Genomic DNA, 17398 nt, shown 5'->3' with positions numbered 1-17398 from the left:
GCTAAAACTGTCATCGCCCAACTGCCATTGTGGTTCGAGCACTACAACACGCTTCACCCGCATAAAGCTTTGGGATATCGCTCACCGCGCGAGTTCTTAGACCGTCAAACAGAAATCTGATCCTGTCCGGTTTTTATGGGGCAACTCCAGGTAAACCGAAGTCGCGTCGACTAGGACCCGACGAACTACGGCCCCCGTGCTTACCTGCGTTTGCAGCGACCGTCCGTCGATACCACGATCTTCAACCGTTATATCGGGCAATAGAAACTCCCTGCTTTTGAACAGGTCGGCCACGCATCTCGATATAAGAAAGAGTGCCACCTCACTCCCTGCCATCAAACCATACATTCGTATAGGTGGCCCTCCAATGAGTTGCAGTGAAACCTTCAGCTAGCAACACAGGATCACGGGATGCCTACCAGCAGCCGTGTTAAGATTGAAAGCAATCGGGGGCGGAATGACTGACCGGCATCGCCAGGCTGAGGATACCATCCTCGCGAAACCTTCCCCAACTCGCGAGAAGGGTGAATTGCGGGTCGAGCACGACAGCATGGGTCCGGTAGAGATACCCGCTGACAGGCTCTGGGGACCTCAGACACAGCGCTCGCTAGAGCACTTCAGCATAGGGGTGGACCTTATGCCACGCGAGATGATCAGCTCGTACGCAGTGATCAAAAGGGCCGCAGCGATAACCAACGCTAAAGCCGGACGACTACAGGCCGATCTCAAAGACCTGATCGTCGAGGTCTGCGATGAACTGCTCGATGCCAAACATCGGGATATGTTCCCGCTGCATGTGTGGATGACCGGCAGTGGCACCCAGTTCAACATGAATGTCAACGAGGTCATTGCGAATCGTTGCAGCCAGATCGCCGGCATGGAACTCGGCAGTAAGACGCCGGTGCATCCGAATGATCATGTGAACATGTCACAGTCATCTAATGACAGCTTTCCTACGGCGATGAACATCGCCGCGGCGATCGCCGTGAAATCTGGAGTGATTCCGGCGGTAGGTGCACTAGCTGACTCCATTTCCGCCAAGGCGGCCGAGTGGGAAGACATCGTCAAGATTGGCCGAACGCATATGCAGGACGCTACCCCCCTGACGCTTGGCCAGGAATGGTCTGGATACGCCGCGATGCTGCGAGATGGCATTGAACGTGTTGAGGGGGCACTTGGTCCTGTTTACCGTCTTGCTCTCGGTGGAACCGCAGTGGGCACCGGGATAAACGCCGCACCGGGGTTCGCAGAGGCTGTCGCTGAGGAAATAGCCTCGTCCACTGCACTGCCCTTTGAAACGGCGCCAAATAAGTTCGCAGTACAAGGGTCACACGACGCTCTCGTAGGACTGTCAGGAGCACTGCGCGTCCTGGCGGTGTCTCTGTTTAAAATTGGCAACGATATACGCTTGTTGGCGTGCGGCCCCCGAGCAGGGTTCGCAGAACTTATCATCCCGGAGAACGAGCCAGGGTCGTCGATTATGCCAGGCAAGGTAAATCCCACCCAAGCCGAAGCCCTAACGATGCTCGCGATACAAGTGATGGCCAATGACGTTGCAGTAGGCTTCGGCGGCGCAGCGGGCTATCTGGAAATGAATGTCTACAAGCCGCTCATCATCCATAACATCATCAGTTCGGCAACGCTGCTGCGAGACGGATGCACGAACTTCCGCAGGTTTCTGGTCGAAGGCACTGAGCCTGACAGGAAGCGTATCGCCCACTATGTGGAGCGTTCGCTGATGCTTGTAACCGCGCTCGCACCCGTCATCGGCTACGACAAGGCCTCCCAAATTGCACATCACGCTCATGAGAGAGACCTCTCGCTCAAAGAGGCCGCCCTCGAACTACAGTTCGTGAGCGGGGAAGATTTCGATCGGATCGTCGATCCAAAGAGGATGACCTCCCCCTATGTCGCCTCGGGTTGATGAACTTCACGTTCTCGTCGATCCAACGCTAGATTAGGAGCTTAGAACCATGACTTCAGAGGTTATGTCACGCGGATACGCGCTTCTGCGCAATCCGACGATCAATAAGGGAACCGCGTTCTCTGAGAGCGAGCGCGAGACGTTCGGGCTCGAGGGCCTCCTGCCGCCCGTTCCGACGTCCCTCGATATGCAGGTCGCGAGAATTCACGCGCAGCTCTCGATCCTCGATAACGACCTGCAAAAGTACCTTCTTCTTTCTGACCTTCAGGTCCGAAATCAGACACTCTATTATGCCGTCCTCATGTCCGATCCTGCATCGTTCATGCCGATCGTCTACACTCCCACGGTGGGTGAAGCCTGCCAGAAATTCGATCACATATTTCATTCGGCGAGAGGATTGTATTTACCAATCACGGCCAAAGGCCGCCTTAAAGAACTGATCGCAAACTGGCCTGCAAAGGACGTCCGCTTCATCGTCGTGACGGATGGCGAGCGCATCTTAGGTCTTGGGGATCTTGGCGTCGGCGGTATGGGTATCCCGATTGGCAAGCTTGCGCTTTACACTGCGTGCGCAGGAGTTCCTCCCCAGGTCTGCCTGCCGATCACACTGGACGTGGGTACGAACAACTCGGCGCTGGTCGAAGACCCCCTCTATCTTGGCCTCCGCCAAGAGCGCGTACGTGGGCCGGAATATGACGCTTTCATCGAAGAGTTTGTCGAAGCTGTCGAAGAGCTATTCCCACTGTGCTGCGTACAATGGGAGGACTTCGCGAACATTAACGCAGTGCCGATACTCGCCAAATATCGTGACCGGATCTGTACCTATAATGACGACATCCAAGGAACAGCTTCAGTCGCACTCGCGGGGATTTACGCCGCATTGCGGATCACAGGAGGAAAGCTGACCGATCAGAGGTTCCTGTTCCTGGGAGCGGGTTCGGCCGCAACCGGAATAGCGGAGCTGATCTCACAGGCAATGGCGATGGAGGGACTGCCCATCACCGATGCGCGACGGCGGAATCTCCTGTTCGACGTTAACGGTCTGCTTGACAGCTCGCGGGACGTCAAAGACTTCCAGAGGCCCTTTGTCGTCGATCACCAGCCGATATCCGACTTCGCAGAAGCGATCAGGTCACTCAAGCCCACCGGAATTGTGGGGGTTAGCACAGTGCCGAAGCTCTTTAATCAGAAGGTCATTGAAGTGATGGCCGAGATAAATGAGCGACCCATCATATTCCCTTACTCGAACCCAACTTCCCGCTCCGAATGCACGGCGGAGGAAGCTTACACTTGGTCAGATGGGAGGGCTGTTTTTGCAAGCGGAAGCCCGTTCCCGCCGCTTTCTTTTGAAGGCCGCCGCTTCGTGCCTGGCCAAGGTAATAACGTCTACATCTTTCCGGCAATGGGTATGGCAGTGTTTGCTACGGAAGCCAAACGCGTTACCGATGCAATGTTCATTGTCGCCGCGAAAGCAGTTGCCGAACAAGTTGACCAGGGCAGCCTAGACGTCGGTTTGATCTATCCGCCTCAAAGCAAGATCCTAGAAGCGTCGCTTCATGTTGCGGAAATGATCGCGGAATTCATCTTCGAGCAAGGGCTGGCCAATGTTCCCCGGCCACCCAGCGTCAGAGAGCTCATTGCCGAAAAGGCTTACAAGGCCGCGTATGTGCAACCGCTTTGACGGGAAGAAAGAGCCTCGGCCCCTTGGTCCTAACGACTGAAGCCTGAATGGGATTTACATCATCCTCGAGCTCGGCTTCGCACTGCGACCTCCCGACATTTAGGCGAAGCAGTCCAACGATCACATCTCAAAAAAGGAACAGGTTATGGCGCAGAAAGCGGCCGACATTATCACCGAAGTCCTTCATTCAGTCGGTGTCCGGCGCATCTACGGCGTCGTTGGTGACAGCCTCAACGGAATGACGGAGTCGTTGCGCCGTAGGGGCGACATCGAATGGGTGCACGTGCGCCATGAAGAAACAGCCGCCTTCGCAGCAGGTGCGGAGGCCCATCTGACCGGTGAACTCGCTGTGTGCGCGGGAAGTTGCGGCCCCGGCAATTTGCACTTGATCAATGGATTGTTCGACGCACATCGATCGCGTGTACCGGTATTGGCAATTGCCGCCCAGGTCCCGTCAGTCGAGATTGGTCGAGGCTACTTCCAGGAAACGCATCCGGACCAGCTTTTCAGGGAGTGCAGCCATTATTGCGAGCTGGTGTCAAACCCTTCGCAACTCCCAGGCATTCTCGAGTCGGCTATCCGGGCGGCGACCGGGAAACGCGGCGTCGCTGTTGTCGTGATCCCCGGAGATATAGCTCTCGCCAACTACGAAGCATCCATTTCTAAGCCCCTGGGTATCAAGGTTCCCGAACCTGTTGTCGTCCCTACTGATGCTGACCTAGACAAGCTCGCGACACTCCTCTCGAACAGCGAGCGCACAACCATACTTTGCGGTCGCGGTTGCAAGGGAGCTCACAGCGAGGTGCTTTCACTCGCTGAGCGCTTGAAAGCGCCTATCGTCCATGCGCTGGGCGGCAAGGAATACGTTGAGTACGACAATCCCTACGACGTAGGTATGACAGGCCTTATCGGGTTTTCCTCAGGCTATACAGCCATGCTGTCATGCGACACACTGCTGATGCTGGGGACGGACTTTCCTTATCGCCAGTTCTATCCAACAGATGCGAAGATCGCCCAGATCGACCTCCGTCCCGAGAACCTTGGCCGACGTGCACCACTCGACATCGGCTTGGTTGGGGATGTGAAGGCGAGCGTTGCTGCACTTCTACCCAAGCTTGAAGATAAGACAGACACCTCTCACCTGATAGACAGCCTGAAAAACTATGAGAAGGCACGCGAAGGACTGGATGAGCTAGCAACTGGTACGCCAGGCCGCAAGCCAATCCACCCTCAGTATCTCGCAAAGCTGGTTAGCGACATCGCCAAGGATGATGCAGTTTTCACTTTCGACGTAGGCACCCCCACGGTTTGGGCCGCTCGCTATCTCAAGATGAACGGGCGTCGCCGCTTGATCGGCTCTCTTGTCCACGGGTCAATGGCAAATGCGCTGCCTCAGGCGATTGGCGCTCAGGCGGCGTTCCCCGGGCGGCAGGTCATCAGTCTATCCGGTGACGGTGGGTTTTCCATGATGATGGGCGATTTTCTGACCCTTGTGCAGCAAGGCCTTCCTGTGAAGGTGATAATCTTCAACAACTCTGTCCTTGGCTTTGTAGCCTTGGAAATGAAAGCGGGCGGCCTGCTTGAGACGGGTGTGGATCTCAAGAATCCGGACTTCGCTGCAGTCGCAAGGGCAGCCGGGGTTCACGCCATTCGCGTTGAAGATCCGGGCCTGCTCGAGACTGCGCTGCAGGACATCCTCTCTCACAACGGACCTGCACTTCTCGACGTCGTCACGAACACCGAGGAATTGTCCATGCCTCCAAAGGTCGAGGCTGCGCAGGTTATGGGTTTCGGCGTATGGGCGCTTAAAGCCGTCATGAACGGCCGAGGGGATCAGCTTGTCGATCTCACCGTATCCAACTTCCTGCGTCGCTGACAGGAGATCGGAATGGAAATCACCGCCCTGCTCCTTTCCAGGATACAGTTTGCCGCGACGGTGTCGTTCCACATCATTTTTCCTGCATTCACAATCGGACTAGCCGCATATCTGTGTTTCCTGGAGGCCCGGTCGATGTGGACAGGGCTCCCCGTTTACCGGCGGCTTTTCCAGTTCTGGCTCCGCGTGTTTGCTATCGCGTTTGGTCTGGGTGTTGTCTCCGGCATTGTTATGGCTTTCCAGTTTGGAACGAACTGGAGTGAACTCTCACGGCGAACTGGCTCCATTCAGGGACCGCTGCTCGGATATGAAAGCTTCACCGCGTTCGCCCTTGAAGCCTCATTCTTCGGAGTGTTGATGTTCGGCCGAGGCCGGGTGTCGCCCGCCTTTTATCTATTCGGCTGCGTCATGGTCGCCCTTGGCACAACGATGTCGTCGTTCTGGATCATGGTGAACAACAGCTGGATGCAGTGGCCCGTCGGCTATGTGATTAACGCGAACGGCGTTTACGAGCCGACAGATTGGTTTGCGATAATTTTCAGCCCGGTGGTCTGGGTACGTTTCCCGCACATGCTGCTAGCGGCTTATGTCACTTCGGCATTTTGCGTGGCGGCAACTGGGGCATGGCATTTGCTGCGCGGCCGCTTCAGATCTGAAGCAGGGGTAATGCTTCGGACTGGCCTTGGGATGGCTGCAATTCTTGTCCCCATCCAGATTGGGTTCGGTCACCTGACCGGAGACTACGTCCACGATAAACAGCCTGCCAAGTTCGCCGCAATTGAAGGGCGTTGGGACGATGAACAGCCGGCAACGGAAGTCATCATCGCCTGGCCCGACGAGGAGAACGAACGAAACAATTACCAGATAGGAATTCCTTATCTCGGAAGCCTTATTGGTTCCCTGAGCCTCACCTCCAAAGAGGTCGGACTGAAAAGCTTTGCTAAGGAGGATCGACCGCCGGTCTTGATCCCGTTTTTCGCTTTCAGGATAATGGTCGGATGCGGTTTACTGATGCTCTTCCTCGCTTGGGTGGGGGGTGCTTATGCGTGGACTGGACGCATTGAGCGCCAGCGCTGGCTGCTCTGGGCCACCTTCTGTAGCTTCCCCTTGGGATTTATAGCGACGCTGACGGGCTGGTTCACGGCAGAAGTAGGTAGGCAGCCTTGGACGGTTTACGGCCTACTCCGTACGTCGGAAGCCGCAACGCCGTTTCTTGAGAGGGCTCAGGTTGCTTTCACGCTGACGCTTTTCGTTGTCGTCTACAGCATCATCTTCTTCTTCGGCTCTCTTTACATTTACGTCTTGTTGAAACGCGGGCCGATCGAAGGTCTCGCCCCTAACACTGTCGTCCGGAACCCAAAGCGGCCACTGTCCGAAACACAAGACGCAGCACTCTCGGCATCGCAGGAGGAGCTCCCGTGATCGAATTTTGGGTTGCTGTTCTCGCTCTTACAATCTTCCTGTACGTCGCATTGGATGGCTTCGATCTCGGCGTAGGGATGCTGTTCGCCTTTGACCGTAGTGAAAGCAGTCGGCGCCATATGATCTCCGCCATCGCGCCCGTCTGGGACGGTAACGAAACATGGTTGGTCCTCAACGCCACGATTCTCTTCGGCACCTTTCCGTTGACCTATTCTATCCTCCTTTCGGCCTTCTATCTGCCCCTCATTGTAATGCTCATCGCGCTGATTTTCCGCGGCGTTGCATTCGAGTTCCGGGCGCGGAGCGGCCCGTTGCGACCTGTCTGGGACGTAGCCTTCTCAGGCGGATCATTCTTGGCAGCCTTTATCCAAGGAGCGACCGTCGGAGCCCTAGTCCAAGGTCTTGAGGTCACGGGAGACCACTACGCAGGCGGGCCTTTTTCCTGGTTGTCGCCCTACTCCATCTTGTGCGGTATCGGTCTCTGTATTGGATACATGCTGCTTGGCGCCAGCTGGCTTACGCGCAAAACTGAGGAAGACGTCCAGCGTTTTGCCTATCGCATGCTGCCTATCCTTTTGGTCGGCGTGCTCGCTTTCCTGGCAATCGCCCTATTTGGAGCGATCAAACTTGACCTTCACCTCATGAACACATGGCACGACAGACCGGTGATATTCGTTTTCCCAGTCATTGGGGTTATCGCCTGCTCGGCCCTGGTGATAGCGATCCGGAAACGCATTGAACTGTTGCCCTTCATCGCATCCGTCGCGATTTTCGCAGCAGCGTTCGGAACGCTGGCAGTATCCTTTTATCCATACATGATCCCGCCGTCTGTCACGGTCGAAGCGGCTGCCGCACCTCACTCGAGTCTTGCCTTCATGTTTTGGGGAGCAGGCGTTTTCGTGCTGCCAATCACGCTGATCTACACACTCGTCGTCTACTTTGTATTCAAGGGCAAAGTGTCGCCCGAACAGGAGCATTACTGATGCAGAACATAACCGTCACGATCGCGCACGCGCTAGCGCCGATCATCTTCTGCATCTTTCTCGGCTGGCTTGCAGGAAAGCTGAAGATGATGCCTGTAGAATACGCTAGAGCGATGGCGCGGTTTGTCGTGCTTTTTGCGTTGCCGATCGCCTTGTTCCTTGCCGCGGCAAAAGCCAATCCAGCCGATATTTTTAACGTCCGCATCCTGCTCGCGTTACTAGTGGGCTTCGGTCTGACGTTCCTGATTGGGTGGATCGCGGGCCATCGCCTCTTCGCTCACGGCGAGGCCGACAGCGCACTCCAAGCTCTCGCTTGCTCCTTCCCCAACATTGCGTACTGCGGCCCGCCAGTGCTTCTCGCTTCGGTGGGGACATCGGCGCTGCTCATGGTCGTATCCGGAAATCTGGTCGTCACCTTGATCATCGTCCCTATATCGCTGATCATCCTTGCTAGATCTGCCACAGACGAGGAGCACAAGATCGGGGTAAGAGAAGCCGTGTGGAACGCCGTTAAGCAACCGCTTGTCTTCTTGCCTATCGCAGGCGCCTGTCTGGCGACAACAGGATTTGATCTTCCGGTTTTGGCGATAGATGCAGCAAACGAAATTGGAACAGCTGCAGGGGGAACAGCGCTTTTTGCGCTCGGGCTGACGCTTTCGGGGATCTCATTACACCTTAACGCGGAAATCGTTTTCAACGTGCTTGTGAAGAACGTGCTTCAACCCATTGTCATTTTCGTTGCGGCGTATGCCTTAGGGCTGCGCGGCGGACTTTTGGCCCAGACGTTCCTCCTGGGCGTCTTGCCAACCGCAACTGAGGTCTCAGCTATCGCAGTTTCTCGCAATATCTACCGAGAGAGCGCCGCCGGCAGCACCTTGGTGAGTGCAATAGTGAGCATTTTCACGATCGCGGCGGGAGTAGCCGTTTCCCTAGCGGTAACATCACCTGTCAAGCATTAAAGAGATAGACGTGGTCGAAAACACCTCGAGCGCCCTCTTCAAGTGAAACATGGAAGCCGGAGACGAGAATTGATTGAAGATGAACACTCAACGCCCGATGTCTACGAGGACCATTTCGACATATTAGTTTTTGGAGGAGGCAAGGCCGGAAAGACCCTCGCGATGGAACAAGCACGCAAGGGGCGTCGAGCCGCGGTTGTCGAGCAAGGCATGATAGGTGGATCTTGCATAAATGTTGCTTGCATCCCCAGTAAAGCTCTCATTCGCAGCGCAAGCGTTGCACATGAGGCCCATCTCACCGACTTCTATGGAACTCGATCGGAAAATATTCGAACAGATCTACGTGATGTAAGCAGCAGAACCGCGTCTGTCGTGGCCGAGATGGTCGCCACAAACCAAGCTGCGTTCGATGCTAGCGGCCTCGACCTCGTTATCGGGCATGGTCGGTTCACGGGGCCGCGCCGCATAGAGGTTGAAGGCGAGGACGGTGTCAAGCGAGTTCTTCGTGGTGACCATGTTTTCATAAATCTCGGCACAGTAGCGAGATTGCCGGCCATCCAGGGGCTCTCAGACGCAAATCCCCTCACGCACGTAGAGGCTTTAAAACTCGGCGTTCTTCCGGAGCGTCTCGTGGTGCTCGGAGGCGGCTTTATAGGTATTGAATTTGCGCAGGCCTTTCGAAGGCTAGGCGCTCATGTTGTTGTCGTTGAGCGGGGGCCGAAGCTAGCTGCCCGAGAAGACACATCTGTAAGCGAAGCGATCGCCTCGATACTACAATCCGAGGGTATAGATGTCCTAATGGATGCCGAGATCACTTCTGTGTCGGGCCACTCTGGCCATGCCGTGTCCGTGAGGCTTTCGAACGGGCAAAACATTCACGGAACGCACATCCTTGTTGCTATGGGGCGTCAACCCCGCACTGAAGGAATTGGCTTGGATTTAGCAAACGTCCGTATAAATTCTGAGGGCTATATAGAGGTCGACGATCTGCTTCGCACGTCGGCGGAGCGCACTTGGGCCCTTGGTGAAGTGGCCGGTACACCGATGTTCACTCATGCATCACTTGACGATTATCGTGTTGTATCGTCGCAGCTAAATGGTACCCACGGCCGGAATACGGTCGGGCGAACAATTCCGTATTGTGTTTTCACAGATCCGGAATTCGCACGTGTCGGCCTCAATATCCGCGAGGCGGATGCAGCGGGTTTAGACTATAAGACCGCCATGCTGCCGATGGACGTGATTCCCAGGGCGAGGACACTCTCTCGACGAAAGGGCTTTATGCAAGCGATCATCTCCAGACAGACCGAACGAATCCTTGGCTTTCAGATGGTTGGAGAGAACGCTGGAGACGTCATGAGCTTAGTGCAAGTTGCGATGCTGGGAGACCTGCCATACACCGCGCTCCGGGATGCAATATTCGCTCATCCGACGATATCAGAAGGTCTGAACATGCTGTTTGCTAACGTTAAGTAGACACCGTGAACCGACCTCGCCCCCTGCCCGCCGATATTGTCGATTGCGTCGGCTCGGCGCAGGGATATTGGAAAGTTGGGGTCTGGAGCTCAGCGGTTCGCCGACGTCGCTGTAGCGCTCATCGTTACCGAGACCTAAGACAGAAAAGGACACCGGGCTGGTGCTAGCGATCCCGATGCCCTTGTTTTATTGAAGACAACCTAAGCTTTACTTCCCAAGGCGCTTCCGGAGGTCCGCATTTTCAGCGCGAAGCTTTTCAGCAAGCTCCTTACGAAGCTTTTGGTTTTCGGTCTCGAGCTGCATGAGATCGGCAAAATCGTCGCCGCTGACAGCGTTAGACGGTGCAGCCGCAGATGCCTTCCTGGGGCCGCGCTTGCCGGGAACCTTTGCGCCAGCTCCCGACTTGCCCCTGGTGGAGGCAGAAGATGTTGCAGCGACGATCGCTGCGGCTTCACCACGTTTGCGACGGGTCTTCTTCTGAGCGACAGCGGCTTCGGTTGGCGCCGATGCTGCCGCAGTTCTCGGGGTACGCGGCTTACGTTGTTTCCTTGGCTCAGCGACGGCAATAGTTTGCGGCGCTGTTGGTGTCTCAATTTCGTCTGGCATAAAACTCTCCCCTGATTAACACCTGTGTTGTTTACTCAGGAAGTTGTTCTGTCAACTCGATTAATTGTGCGAATACAGTGCCCGGCACACTCACACCCGCCCGGCAGGGTGTCCAAGGCCGCCTCAATCGAGAAGCTTCCTTATGGCCATAATGCCCTTAGCGGTGTCAGACCAAGACTGACGCCAGACTAGAAGGCCAACTCCGAAAGCTGTGGCGAGCAAGAAAGCGATTGGGCCAAGAAACCAAAAGGCAGCTGCCACCGTAAAGTAATACGACCGAACACCAACGCTGAAGGATCGGAGAGCCGGGTTCAACACCATAGTGAGAGCGTTGGTCCACGCGTCGATGTCGCGCTCCTCTTGCCTCGCTGGACTTGCACCGATCGCGCCCAAGCAATAATTCAACTGCCGCACCGCCCATATGAAATCGGACAGCCCACGAAGTAGCGTTGCGATGACAAGCAACACTTTGCTCTGGAACAGCCATACCGGGTCCGCAGCTGCAAACATCGCTATTAGGCCGTTCCCGCCACCGTAATCCGGCGTCATAAATAACGCACCGCCCAGCCCGATGATGACGATCAGGTTTGCTGAGCCAAAAAATGAGGCCGAATTGATGGTGTGCCCAATAATGGCTGCGTCGCCGATGAAGTTGTTGTCCCGGGTCAGCGTTTCACGCATCCAAGCCGTGCGAACGCGAACCATGTCGACGGACAGGCTATCGCTTGGACGCGGCCAACCTCGGGCCAACAGTGGTTCCAAAGCTACCCACGCGACGATGAAGACCACCAGTGCAGCAATGTTCAGGGTACCCATTAATCCTCCGGGAGCACACACATCCAAGCGCCACGCGTCCTAAAGGAGGCATTCCGCCATCGTCGTCTCTACCACAAAACAAGCTCGCTCGTAGCAAGGACTCCATTCAGGATCAATGGCTGGGCGACCCCATTAACCAACGCTTGAAATGTCATAAGATTTCGATTGTGTTACGGCGCGAAATTGCTTCAATTCTACAATGCTGATGTTCCCCGTACATACACGCAAAATTGCGGCCCTTCACTTCGATCCAACCGGCTCGAGGATGGTTGTTGCGTTCAGAAATGGGCAACTGCACGAGCTTACCAACATGAACTGCGTGGCGGTAATGAAGCTCATATCGAAGCTTCCCCCAGATCGCTCGGAGCACCTGGAGAGAAGTGGCTGACCTGCCAAATGTGCCGTCCCCCAGATCAGGGGAGCAGATGAGAGCATTCTGGCCAGCTATAAATGAGCTGCTCATTGAGCATGGGAGCCCGCATCACCCCTCTTTGGTCGGGCTCCCCACTATCAGGACGCATGCACACCCGAATTCGCTGTAGCGTTGGCTGCCAACAATACGTTGTTGTGTTCGTCCGCCTTTGACTTTAGAGATGGCCCGTGCGGGTCTGTAGCTCAATTGGTTAGAGCCGTCGGCTCATAACCGATTGGTTGCAGGTTCAAGTCCTGCCGGACCTACCACGCCCGCTAAAAATTTCGCTGCAATCGTAAGAAGCCTTGCAGACCATCGGTGGCAATGTCCGCATCGACGTACTGGACACTGAGCTTCGCGGCCAGATCCGCGACAATTTTGTAATCAATGGTCAGACCCGCCCGCCACTCATCGCCTCCCGAAAAATCGCCGCTCGGATCCAGCGCGATATTTTCCAGATACTGAACGCCAGGCGTCAACGTCAGTTTGCTGTTCACTTTCCAGGCATATTGTGCGCCAACAGACCACTCCGACGCCTCGTAGTAATAGTTCGCGCCCGAGGCCCAGAGACCGTAAATTCCGAGTTGCCCGGAGCCCAGTTCGGCATACACAATAGCCCTTAAGGCGACGTCCTGTTGATCGACATCGTAGCTTGCCAACAGGTATCCGCTGAATACGCCAGCCTTCCCGTAGATCTGAGCTTCTATTCCCAAATTATTCGAGTCCAAAGTACCGGATTCTACAGCATAGGAGCCCGCAAGCTCGTCTAACTGCAACCCGACACTGAAGTCCGGATTTTCATAAAAGTATCGGATCGCATTGAGAACCGTCATGTTGCTGGAGACGACATCCGTCTCCCCGCTCATGCTGCGGTCGTTGTCCCACCAAGTGTATTGCTTACCCACGCGAAATCCCGCGATATCGATAAATGCCTCATGGATAAATGGGGAACTGTTCGGATCGTCGTCGATATTAGTTCTTAGGGTGATTTGGCTTGTGAGCGTCCCCAGCTCAGTATCGCTTTTCGCAGCAGTGGTAAGCTGTGCTCGTGTGAAGAAGCTCCAATCCTCATGGTGGACGCCGGCAACTCCGTCTCCAAATCGCGTTTCGAAACGCAGGTATCCGCCGATCGAGAGACAGGTCTCGGTGCCTGGAATAAAGAAGTATCCTTTCCCGTATTCGTCGCATGCCCGAACGTACTCCGCCGACCCGGGCTCGGATACGACGAGAGACTCTGCAGGAGATGCGGTACTGACCCCACCAGCAGCAGATAAAATGGCGAGCATGGCTACCCTGATCAATTTAGGCTCCATTCTATGAACTAGAACTTTGGAGCGCAAAGTAGCCGCACGCAGATGGGCAGAAACCTATACGGATGGATAGGCCTTACTGACTTCAGCCTGTCATGGATCTGCTACAAAATTGGAAAGCCCACGCTGCGCGATGACGCTGTTCTCTTAGTTCCTCCCCCAAATTTTGGGTATCCAAATTCATCAAGCGGGCGCACGCTCTTCATGGTTGAATAACGGGTTCTCAATAAGGTCGCGACACCTAAGGAGATCGCAGATGCAACAGGTGGCCAAAGTTTCTGAAATGAACACCGACAACGAACTTGAGCCGGTCACCGTAGTAGGCCTCACCCGCATGCTTGAATTCGTACGGCGCGAGCACGCGGGCTTGGCAGAGCGATACGAGCGTCTTGAAGCGCTTATCAATCACGTCCCAGACTTCATCTTTGTGAAGGATCTGGAGGGTCGTTTTCTTTACGCAAACAAAGCAATCGTCGAGAACAACGGGTTTTCGAGCGTTAACCAGATTATTGGCCTCACCGAAGCCGACATTCATACGAAGGAAGCCGCCGACGGCATCGCAGCCTTCGAAAGACACGTTATCGAGACGGGACTTCCGAACCTTGGTATTGAGGAGAGGCGCATAAAGGGCGAAGGGTGGCTTATGATGTCTGCCGTTCCTCTAAAGGATCGGGCCGGAGAAATCGTAGGCGTCGTTGGCGCCTCGCGAGACATCACAGCGCGAAAGCGTTCCGAGATCCTCATGCAGGCGCAAGCGAGTATCCTGCAGGATGTCGCACGGGGTACTAAGCTAAAGAAGTTCTTCAGGAAAGCGCTCAGCACCTTGGACGAACTTTTTCCCGGTCGGGCTATCGCTCTCGAACTCGTCGGAGAGAAGACACCGAGAACCTCGCGACGCTGTCACGAAATCCCGCTGCCCTCGCGCATGCGTGATGTCGTACATGGTATTCTTGCTGTGGAGGCCGTCGACGGCGATGACCTCAGCTTTCTTGAGTTTCTGAGTGGTGTCGGCCAGACAATTGGTATTGCGATAGATCGGCATGAGGATGCGAAGCGGATTTCGTATCTCGCGGAGCATGACCCTCTCACCGGCTTGCTGAACAGGACGGCCCTGGACAAGAAGCTCGGGGCCATCCTGAAGGCGGCCGCGCTTGAACGGGAGGCGGTAGCAGTCGCCTTTGTTGACCTCGACCACTTCAAGCTTGTTAACGACAGCTTGGGCCATGGCGCTGGTGACGAACTCCTTAAGATCATTGGAAAAAGGATCGCTGACGAAGTCGGCAAGGACGGGTTGGTTGCCAGGATCGGTGGAGATGAGTTCATCGTCGTACTCACCGGCAAGGATCAGCCGATGAACGAGCGCTTGCGTGCCATAAAGGGCACCGTTTCTGTGCCGCTGATGTTATCTGGGATGGATTTGCACGTCACCTGCAGCGTTGGAGTAGCGTGCTTCGCCAAGCATGGCGACACCGCACCGGAGCTGTTCGCCAACGCAGACATGGCGCTTTATCGCGTCAAAGAGAGAGGTCGCGATGGAATTCAGATCTTCACCCCCTCAATGGCTGATGACGCGCGGCAAAAACTGAGGTGTATCGAGCAGCTTCGGAGGGCCATCGAAAACGACGAATTTGTCGTCCACTATCAACCACAGCGCAACGTATCATCGGGCGCTGTCGCTGGAGTTGAGGCGCTGGTGCGATGGAACCATCCGAAAAAGGGATTGGTATTTCCCGGGGACTTCATCCCGCTTGCCGAAGAGACAGGCCTGATACAAGCGATCGGCGACAGTGTTCTCCGAAAGGCCTGTCATCAGGCGAAGGCGTGGCAAGAGGCAGGTTTCGGGCCTCTCACAGTGGCGGTCAATATGTCCGCTCGCCAGTTTCGCGATGCGAATGCCGTTTCCAAAGTCGCGGACGCGTTGGCGGCAGCTGAACTGGATCCAAGCTGGCTCGAGATCGAAATCACGGAAAGTATGATCATGCAGGATGTCGAGGGCGCAATCGCAAAAATGAACGGGTTGACCGAGCTCGGCGTTTCCCTTTCGATCGACGATTTCGGCACCGGCTACTCCAGCCTCAGCACGCTAAAAAAATTTCCGCTGACACGACTGAAGATCGATCGCTCCTTCATCCAGGACATCGTGCAAGACTCCGAGGACAAGGCAATCGTTAGTGCGATCGTTTCACTGGCAAAGTCGTTGGACTTGGAGGTCGTCGCAGAAGGCGTCGAAACGGAGGAACAGGCAGCATTCCTCTCGCAAGCGGGCTGCGACACGTTCCAAGGCTACCTTTTCGCGCGACCCGCAAGCGCTGAGGCTGTCGAAAGTCTCTTGAGGCAGTGATTTCGGCGTCCGAAAATACCGGTCTTTTTGTCTGCGCCGTGCGCTGACAAATGCGTTATGCCTAAAGCTATTCGTACGCACGAAGGAGCTCAATGTTTCGGAATATCGATAGCAAGTACGAGAGACGTATCGGGGTTGCCTATGAGGTCGGCCGATACATCATCGCTAAACGAAGAGGTGTTTCTCTCCCTGGGATCTCGTACACCTCGGATGAGGCACAGGGCGCCAAGGCATTGGTTGACCCGCGACCAATTCAGAGGCGAATAATAGAGGACATCGCACTCGCTGGATGGGCTGCCGCAACCTATTATCGTTGCACTGAGCGACCGATCGCTAAGCCAGAGTTCTATTTACAAGCGGTTCTTGGAGCAGGTCGCGCGGGTTGGCGCCGCACACGTATCGCCTCCGGGTCAGACTTAGCGGAGTTGGAAAGCGGAATTGGTGTCCTCACTCTGCTCGGAGCGCTCCCACGGCTCTGGCTGATCGCTCGGGAAATAGAGCGCGAAAAGCGTGCTTTCGGGCGTCTCTGCATCGCACTCGAAGATCGCGGCTTTCTCAACTCATCCGTTCTACATGCCATGTACATTGGCCGGGATGTAACCGACGAAGAGTGGACCGCTAATACAATAGAACCTAATGAGCCGTCGCTTGTCACAATCCGCTAGGCGGGTTCTGTTGGCCGAAGACATAAACTGGCTTCCGGCACTGCCGACATTGGAACCTATACATTCGTCTAGTCCCCTTAGCGTTCCATCAGAGATAGCCTGTCTCGCAGACCGCTGACCACCGCATTGATGGGGGACGTAAGTGTCGAGGCCTCCCTTCCAGCTAATTCTGATCAAGCCGTCGCATTACGACGACGACGGTTACGTGATCCGCTGGTGGCGGGCGATGATCCCGTCCAATTCGCTGGCCGCGCTTTACGGCATCGCCGCCGACTGCGGCGAGCGCGAGGTGCTCGGCCCCGGTGTCGGCATCGATATCAAGGTGATCGACGAGACCAACACCCGGGTCAATATTCCCGAACTCATGTCACTGCTTGCCCGCAACGGCAATTTCGGCATGGTCGGCCTCATCGGCGTGCAGTCCAACCAGTATCCCCGCGCCCTCGATATCGCCCGCCCCTTCCGCGCCGCCGGCATTCCTGTGTCGATGGGGGGCTTCCATGTCTCCGGCTGTCTGTCGATGCTCGACGGCAAGGCCGTGGAGCTCGACGCCTGCCGCGAGATGGGCATCTCGATGTTTGCCGGTGAAGCCGAAGGGCGCCTCGACAARGTGCTGCAGGACGCAGCCTATGGCCAGCTGGAACCCGTCTACAATTTCATGAACGAYCTGCCSGGCATCGGCGGCACGCCCGTGCCCTTCCTGCGCAAGGAAAACATCCAGCACACGCTCGGCCTCTCCAGCAGCTTCGATGCAGGGCGCGGCTGTCCCTACCAGTGCTCCTTCTGCACCATCATCAATGTCCAGGGCCGCAAGTCGCGTTTCCGCTCGGCCGACGATATCGAGAAGCTCGTCCGGATGAACTGGGCGCAGGGCATCCACAAATTCTTCATCACCGACGACAACTTCGCCCGCAACCGCGATTGGGA

The 17398-nt window shown here is 55.8% G+C and carries 13 protein-coding genes and 1 tRNA gene; 11 read left to right on the top strand and 3 right to left on the bottom strand.

What is annotated here, in order from left to right; all coding sequences use genetic code 11:
- The 8 genes from AC1DJO_RS29565 to AC1DJO_RS29530 form a co-directional block, all read left to right on the top strand.
- Window positions 1–120, top strand: a 120-nt coding sequence (locus tag AC1DJO_RS29565; protein ID WP_477974104.1) for an integrase core domain-containing protein, incomplete at its 5' end; no start/stop codon positions are given.
- Window positions 121–457: 337 nt separating this feature from the next.
- Window positions 458–1924, top strand: a complete 1467-nt coding sequence (gene fumC / locus AC1DJO_RS29560; protein ID WP_477974103.1) for a class II fumarate hydratase — start codon at window positions 458–460, stop codon at window positions 1922–1924.
- Between the two features lie 49 nt (window positions 1925–1973).
- The gene (locus AC1DJO_RS29555; protein WP_477974102.1) at window positions 1974–3605 is read left to right on the top strand and encodes an NAD-dependent malic enzyme; all 1632 of its coding nucleotides are present in this window, start codon (window positions 1974–1976) and stop codon (window positions 3603–3605) included.
- Window positions 3606–3750: 145 nt separating this feature from the next.
- Window positions 3751–5481, top strand: a complete 1731-nt coding sequence (gene poxB / locus AC1DJO_RS29550; protein WP_477974101.1) for a ubiquinone-dependent pyruvate dehydrogenase — start codon at window positions 3751–3753, stop codon at window positions 5479–5481.
- Between the two features lie 12 nt (window positions 5482–5493).
- Complete coding sequence (locus tag AC1DJO_RS29545; protein WP_477974100.1) at window positions 5494–6903, top strand: cytochrome ubiquinol oxidase subunit I; 1410 nt, start codon at window positions 5494–5496, stop codon at window positions 6901–6903.
- Complete coding sequence (gene cydB, locus AC1DJO_RS29540) at window positions 6900–7886, top strand: cytochrome d ubiquinol oxidase subunit II (RefSeq protein ID WP_477974099.1); 987 nt, start codon at window positions 6900–6902, stop codon at window positions 7884–7886. Before AC1DJO_RS29545 ends, cydB begins: the two co-directional genes overlap by 4 nt.
- The gene (locus AC1DJO_RS29535; protein WP_477974098.1) at window positions 7886–8845 is read left to right on the top strand and encodes an AEC family transporter; all 960 of its coding nucleotides are present in this window, start codon (window positions 7886–7888) and stop codon (window positions 8843–8845) included. The genes cydB and AC1DJO_RS29535 overlap by 1 nt, the downstream gene beginning before the upstream one ends.
- Before the next feature lie 69 nt (window positions 8846–8914).
- Window positions 8915–10321: a dihydrolipoyl dehydrogenase family protein gene (locus tag AC1DJO_RS29530; protein WP_477974097.1), complete on the top strand. Its 1407-nt coding sequence runs from the start codon at window positions 8915–8917 to the stop codon at window positions 10319–10321.
- Between the two features lie 207 nt (window positions 10322–10528).
- Here AC1DJO_RS29530 and AC1DJO_RS29525 read toward each other — a convergent pair whose 3' ends face one another.
- Both AC1DJO_RS29525 and AC1DJO_RS29520 read right to left on the bottom strand, forming a co-directional pair.
- Complete coding sequence (locus tag AC1DJO_RS29525; RefSeq protein ID WP_477974096.1) at window positions 10529–10927, bottom strand: transcriptional regulator; 399 nt, start codon at window positions 10925–10927, stop codon at window positions 10529–10531.
- Between the two features lie 123 nt (window positions 10928–11050).
- Window positions 11051–11743 carry a DUF599 domain-containing protein gene (locus AC1DJO_RS29520; RefSeq protein WP_477974095.1) on the bottom strand — a complete coding sequence of 231 codons (693 nt, stop codon included), beginning with the start codon at window positions 11741–11743 and terminating at the stop codon, window positions 11051–11053.
- 604 nt (window positions 11744–12347) lie between these two features.
- On the opposite strand from AC1DJO_RS29520, the gene AC1DJO_RS29515 reads away from it, so the two are divergent.
- Window positions 12348–12424: transfer RNA gene (locus AC1DJO_RS29515), tRNA-Ile, on the top strand.
- Window positions 12425–12430: 6 nt separating this feature from the next.
- Here AC1DJO_RS29515 and AC1DJO_RS29510 read toward each other — a convergent pair.
- A complete protein-coding gene (locus tag AC1DJO_RS29510; RefSeq protein WP_477974094.1) occupies window positions 12431–13456 on the bottom strand; it encodes a porin in 1026 nt (341 codons plus the stop codon).
- Between the two features lie 265 nt (window positions 13457–13721).
- On the opposite strand from AC1DJO_RS29510, the gene AC1DJO_RS29505 reads away from it, so the two are divergent.
- Entirely contained in the window at window positions 13722–15806 is a 2085-nt protein-coding gene (locus AC1DJO_RS29505) for a sensor domain-containing protein (protein WP_477974093.1), read from the top strand.
- Window positions 15807–16613: 807 nt separating this feature from the next.
- Window positions 16614–17398 (top strand): B12-binding domain-containing radical SAM protein (locus AC1DJO_RS29500; RefSeq protein ID WP_477974092.1); only part of this gene is annotated, 785 nt, incomplete at its 3' end.

The sequence above is a fragment of the Rhizobium sp. 05N430 genome (genome assembly GCF_056396985.1).
The sequence above is the reverse complement of the archived record's forward strand: the minus strand, read 5'-3'. Positions and strand labels throughout refer to the sequence as shown.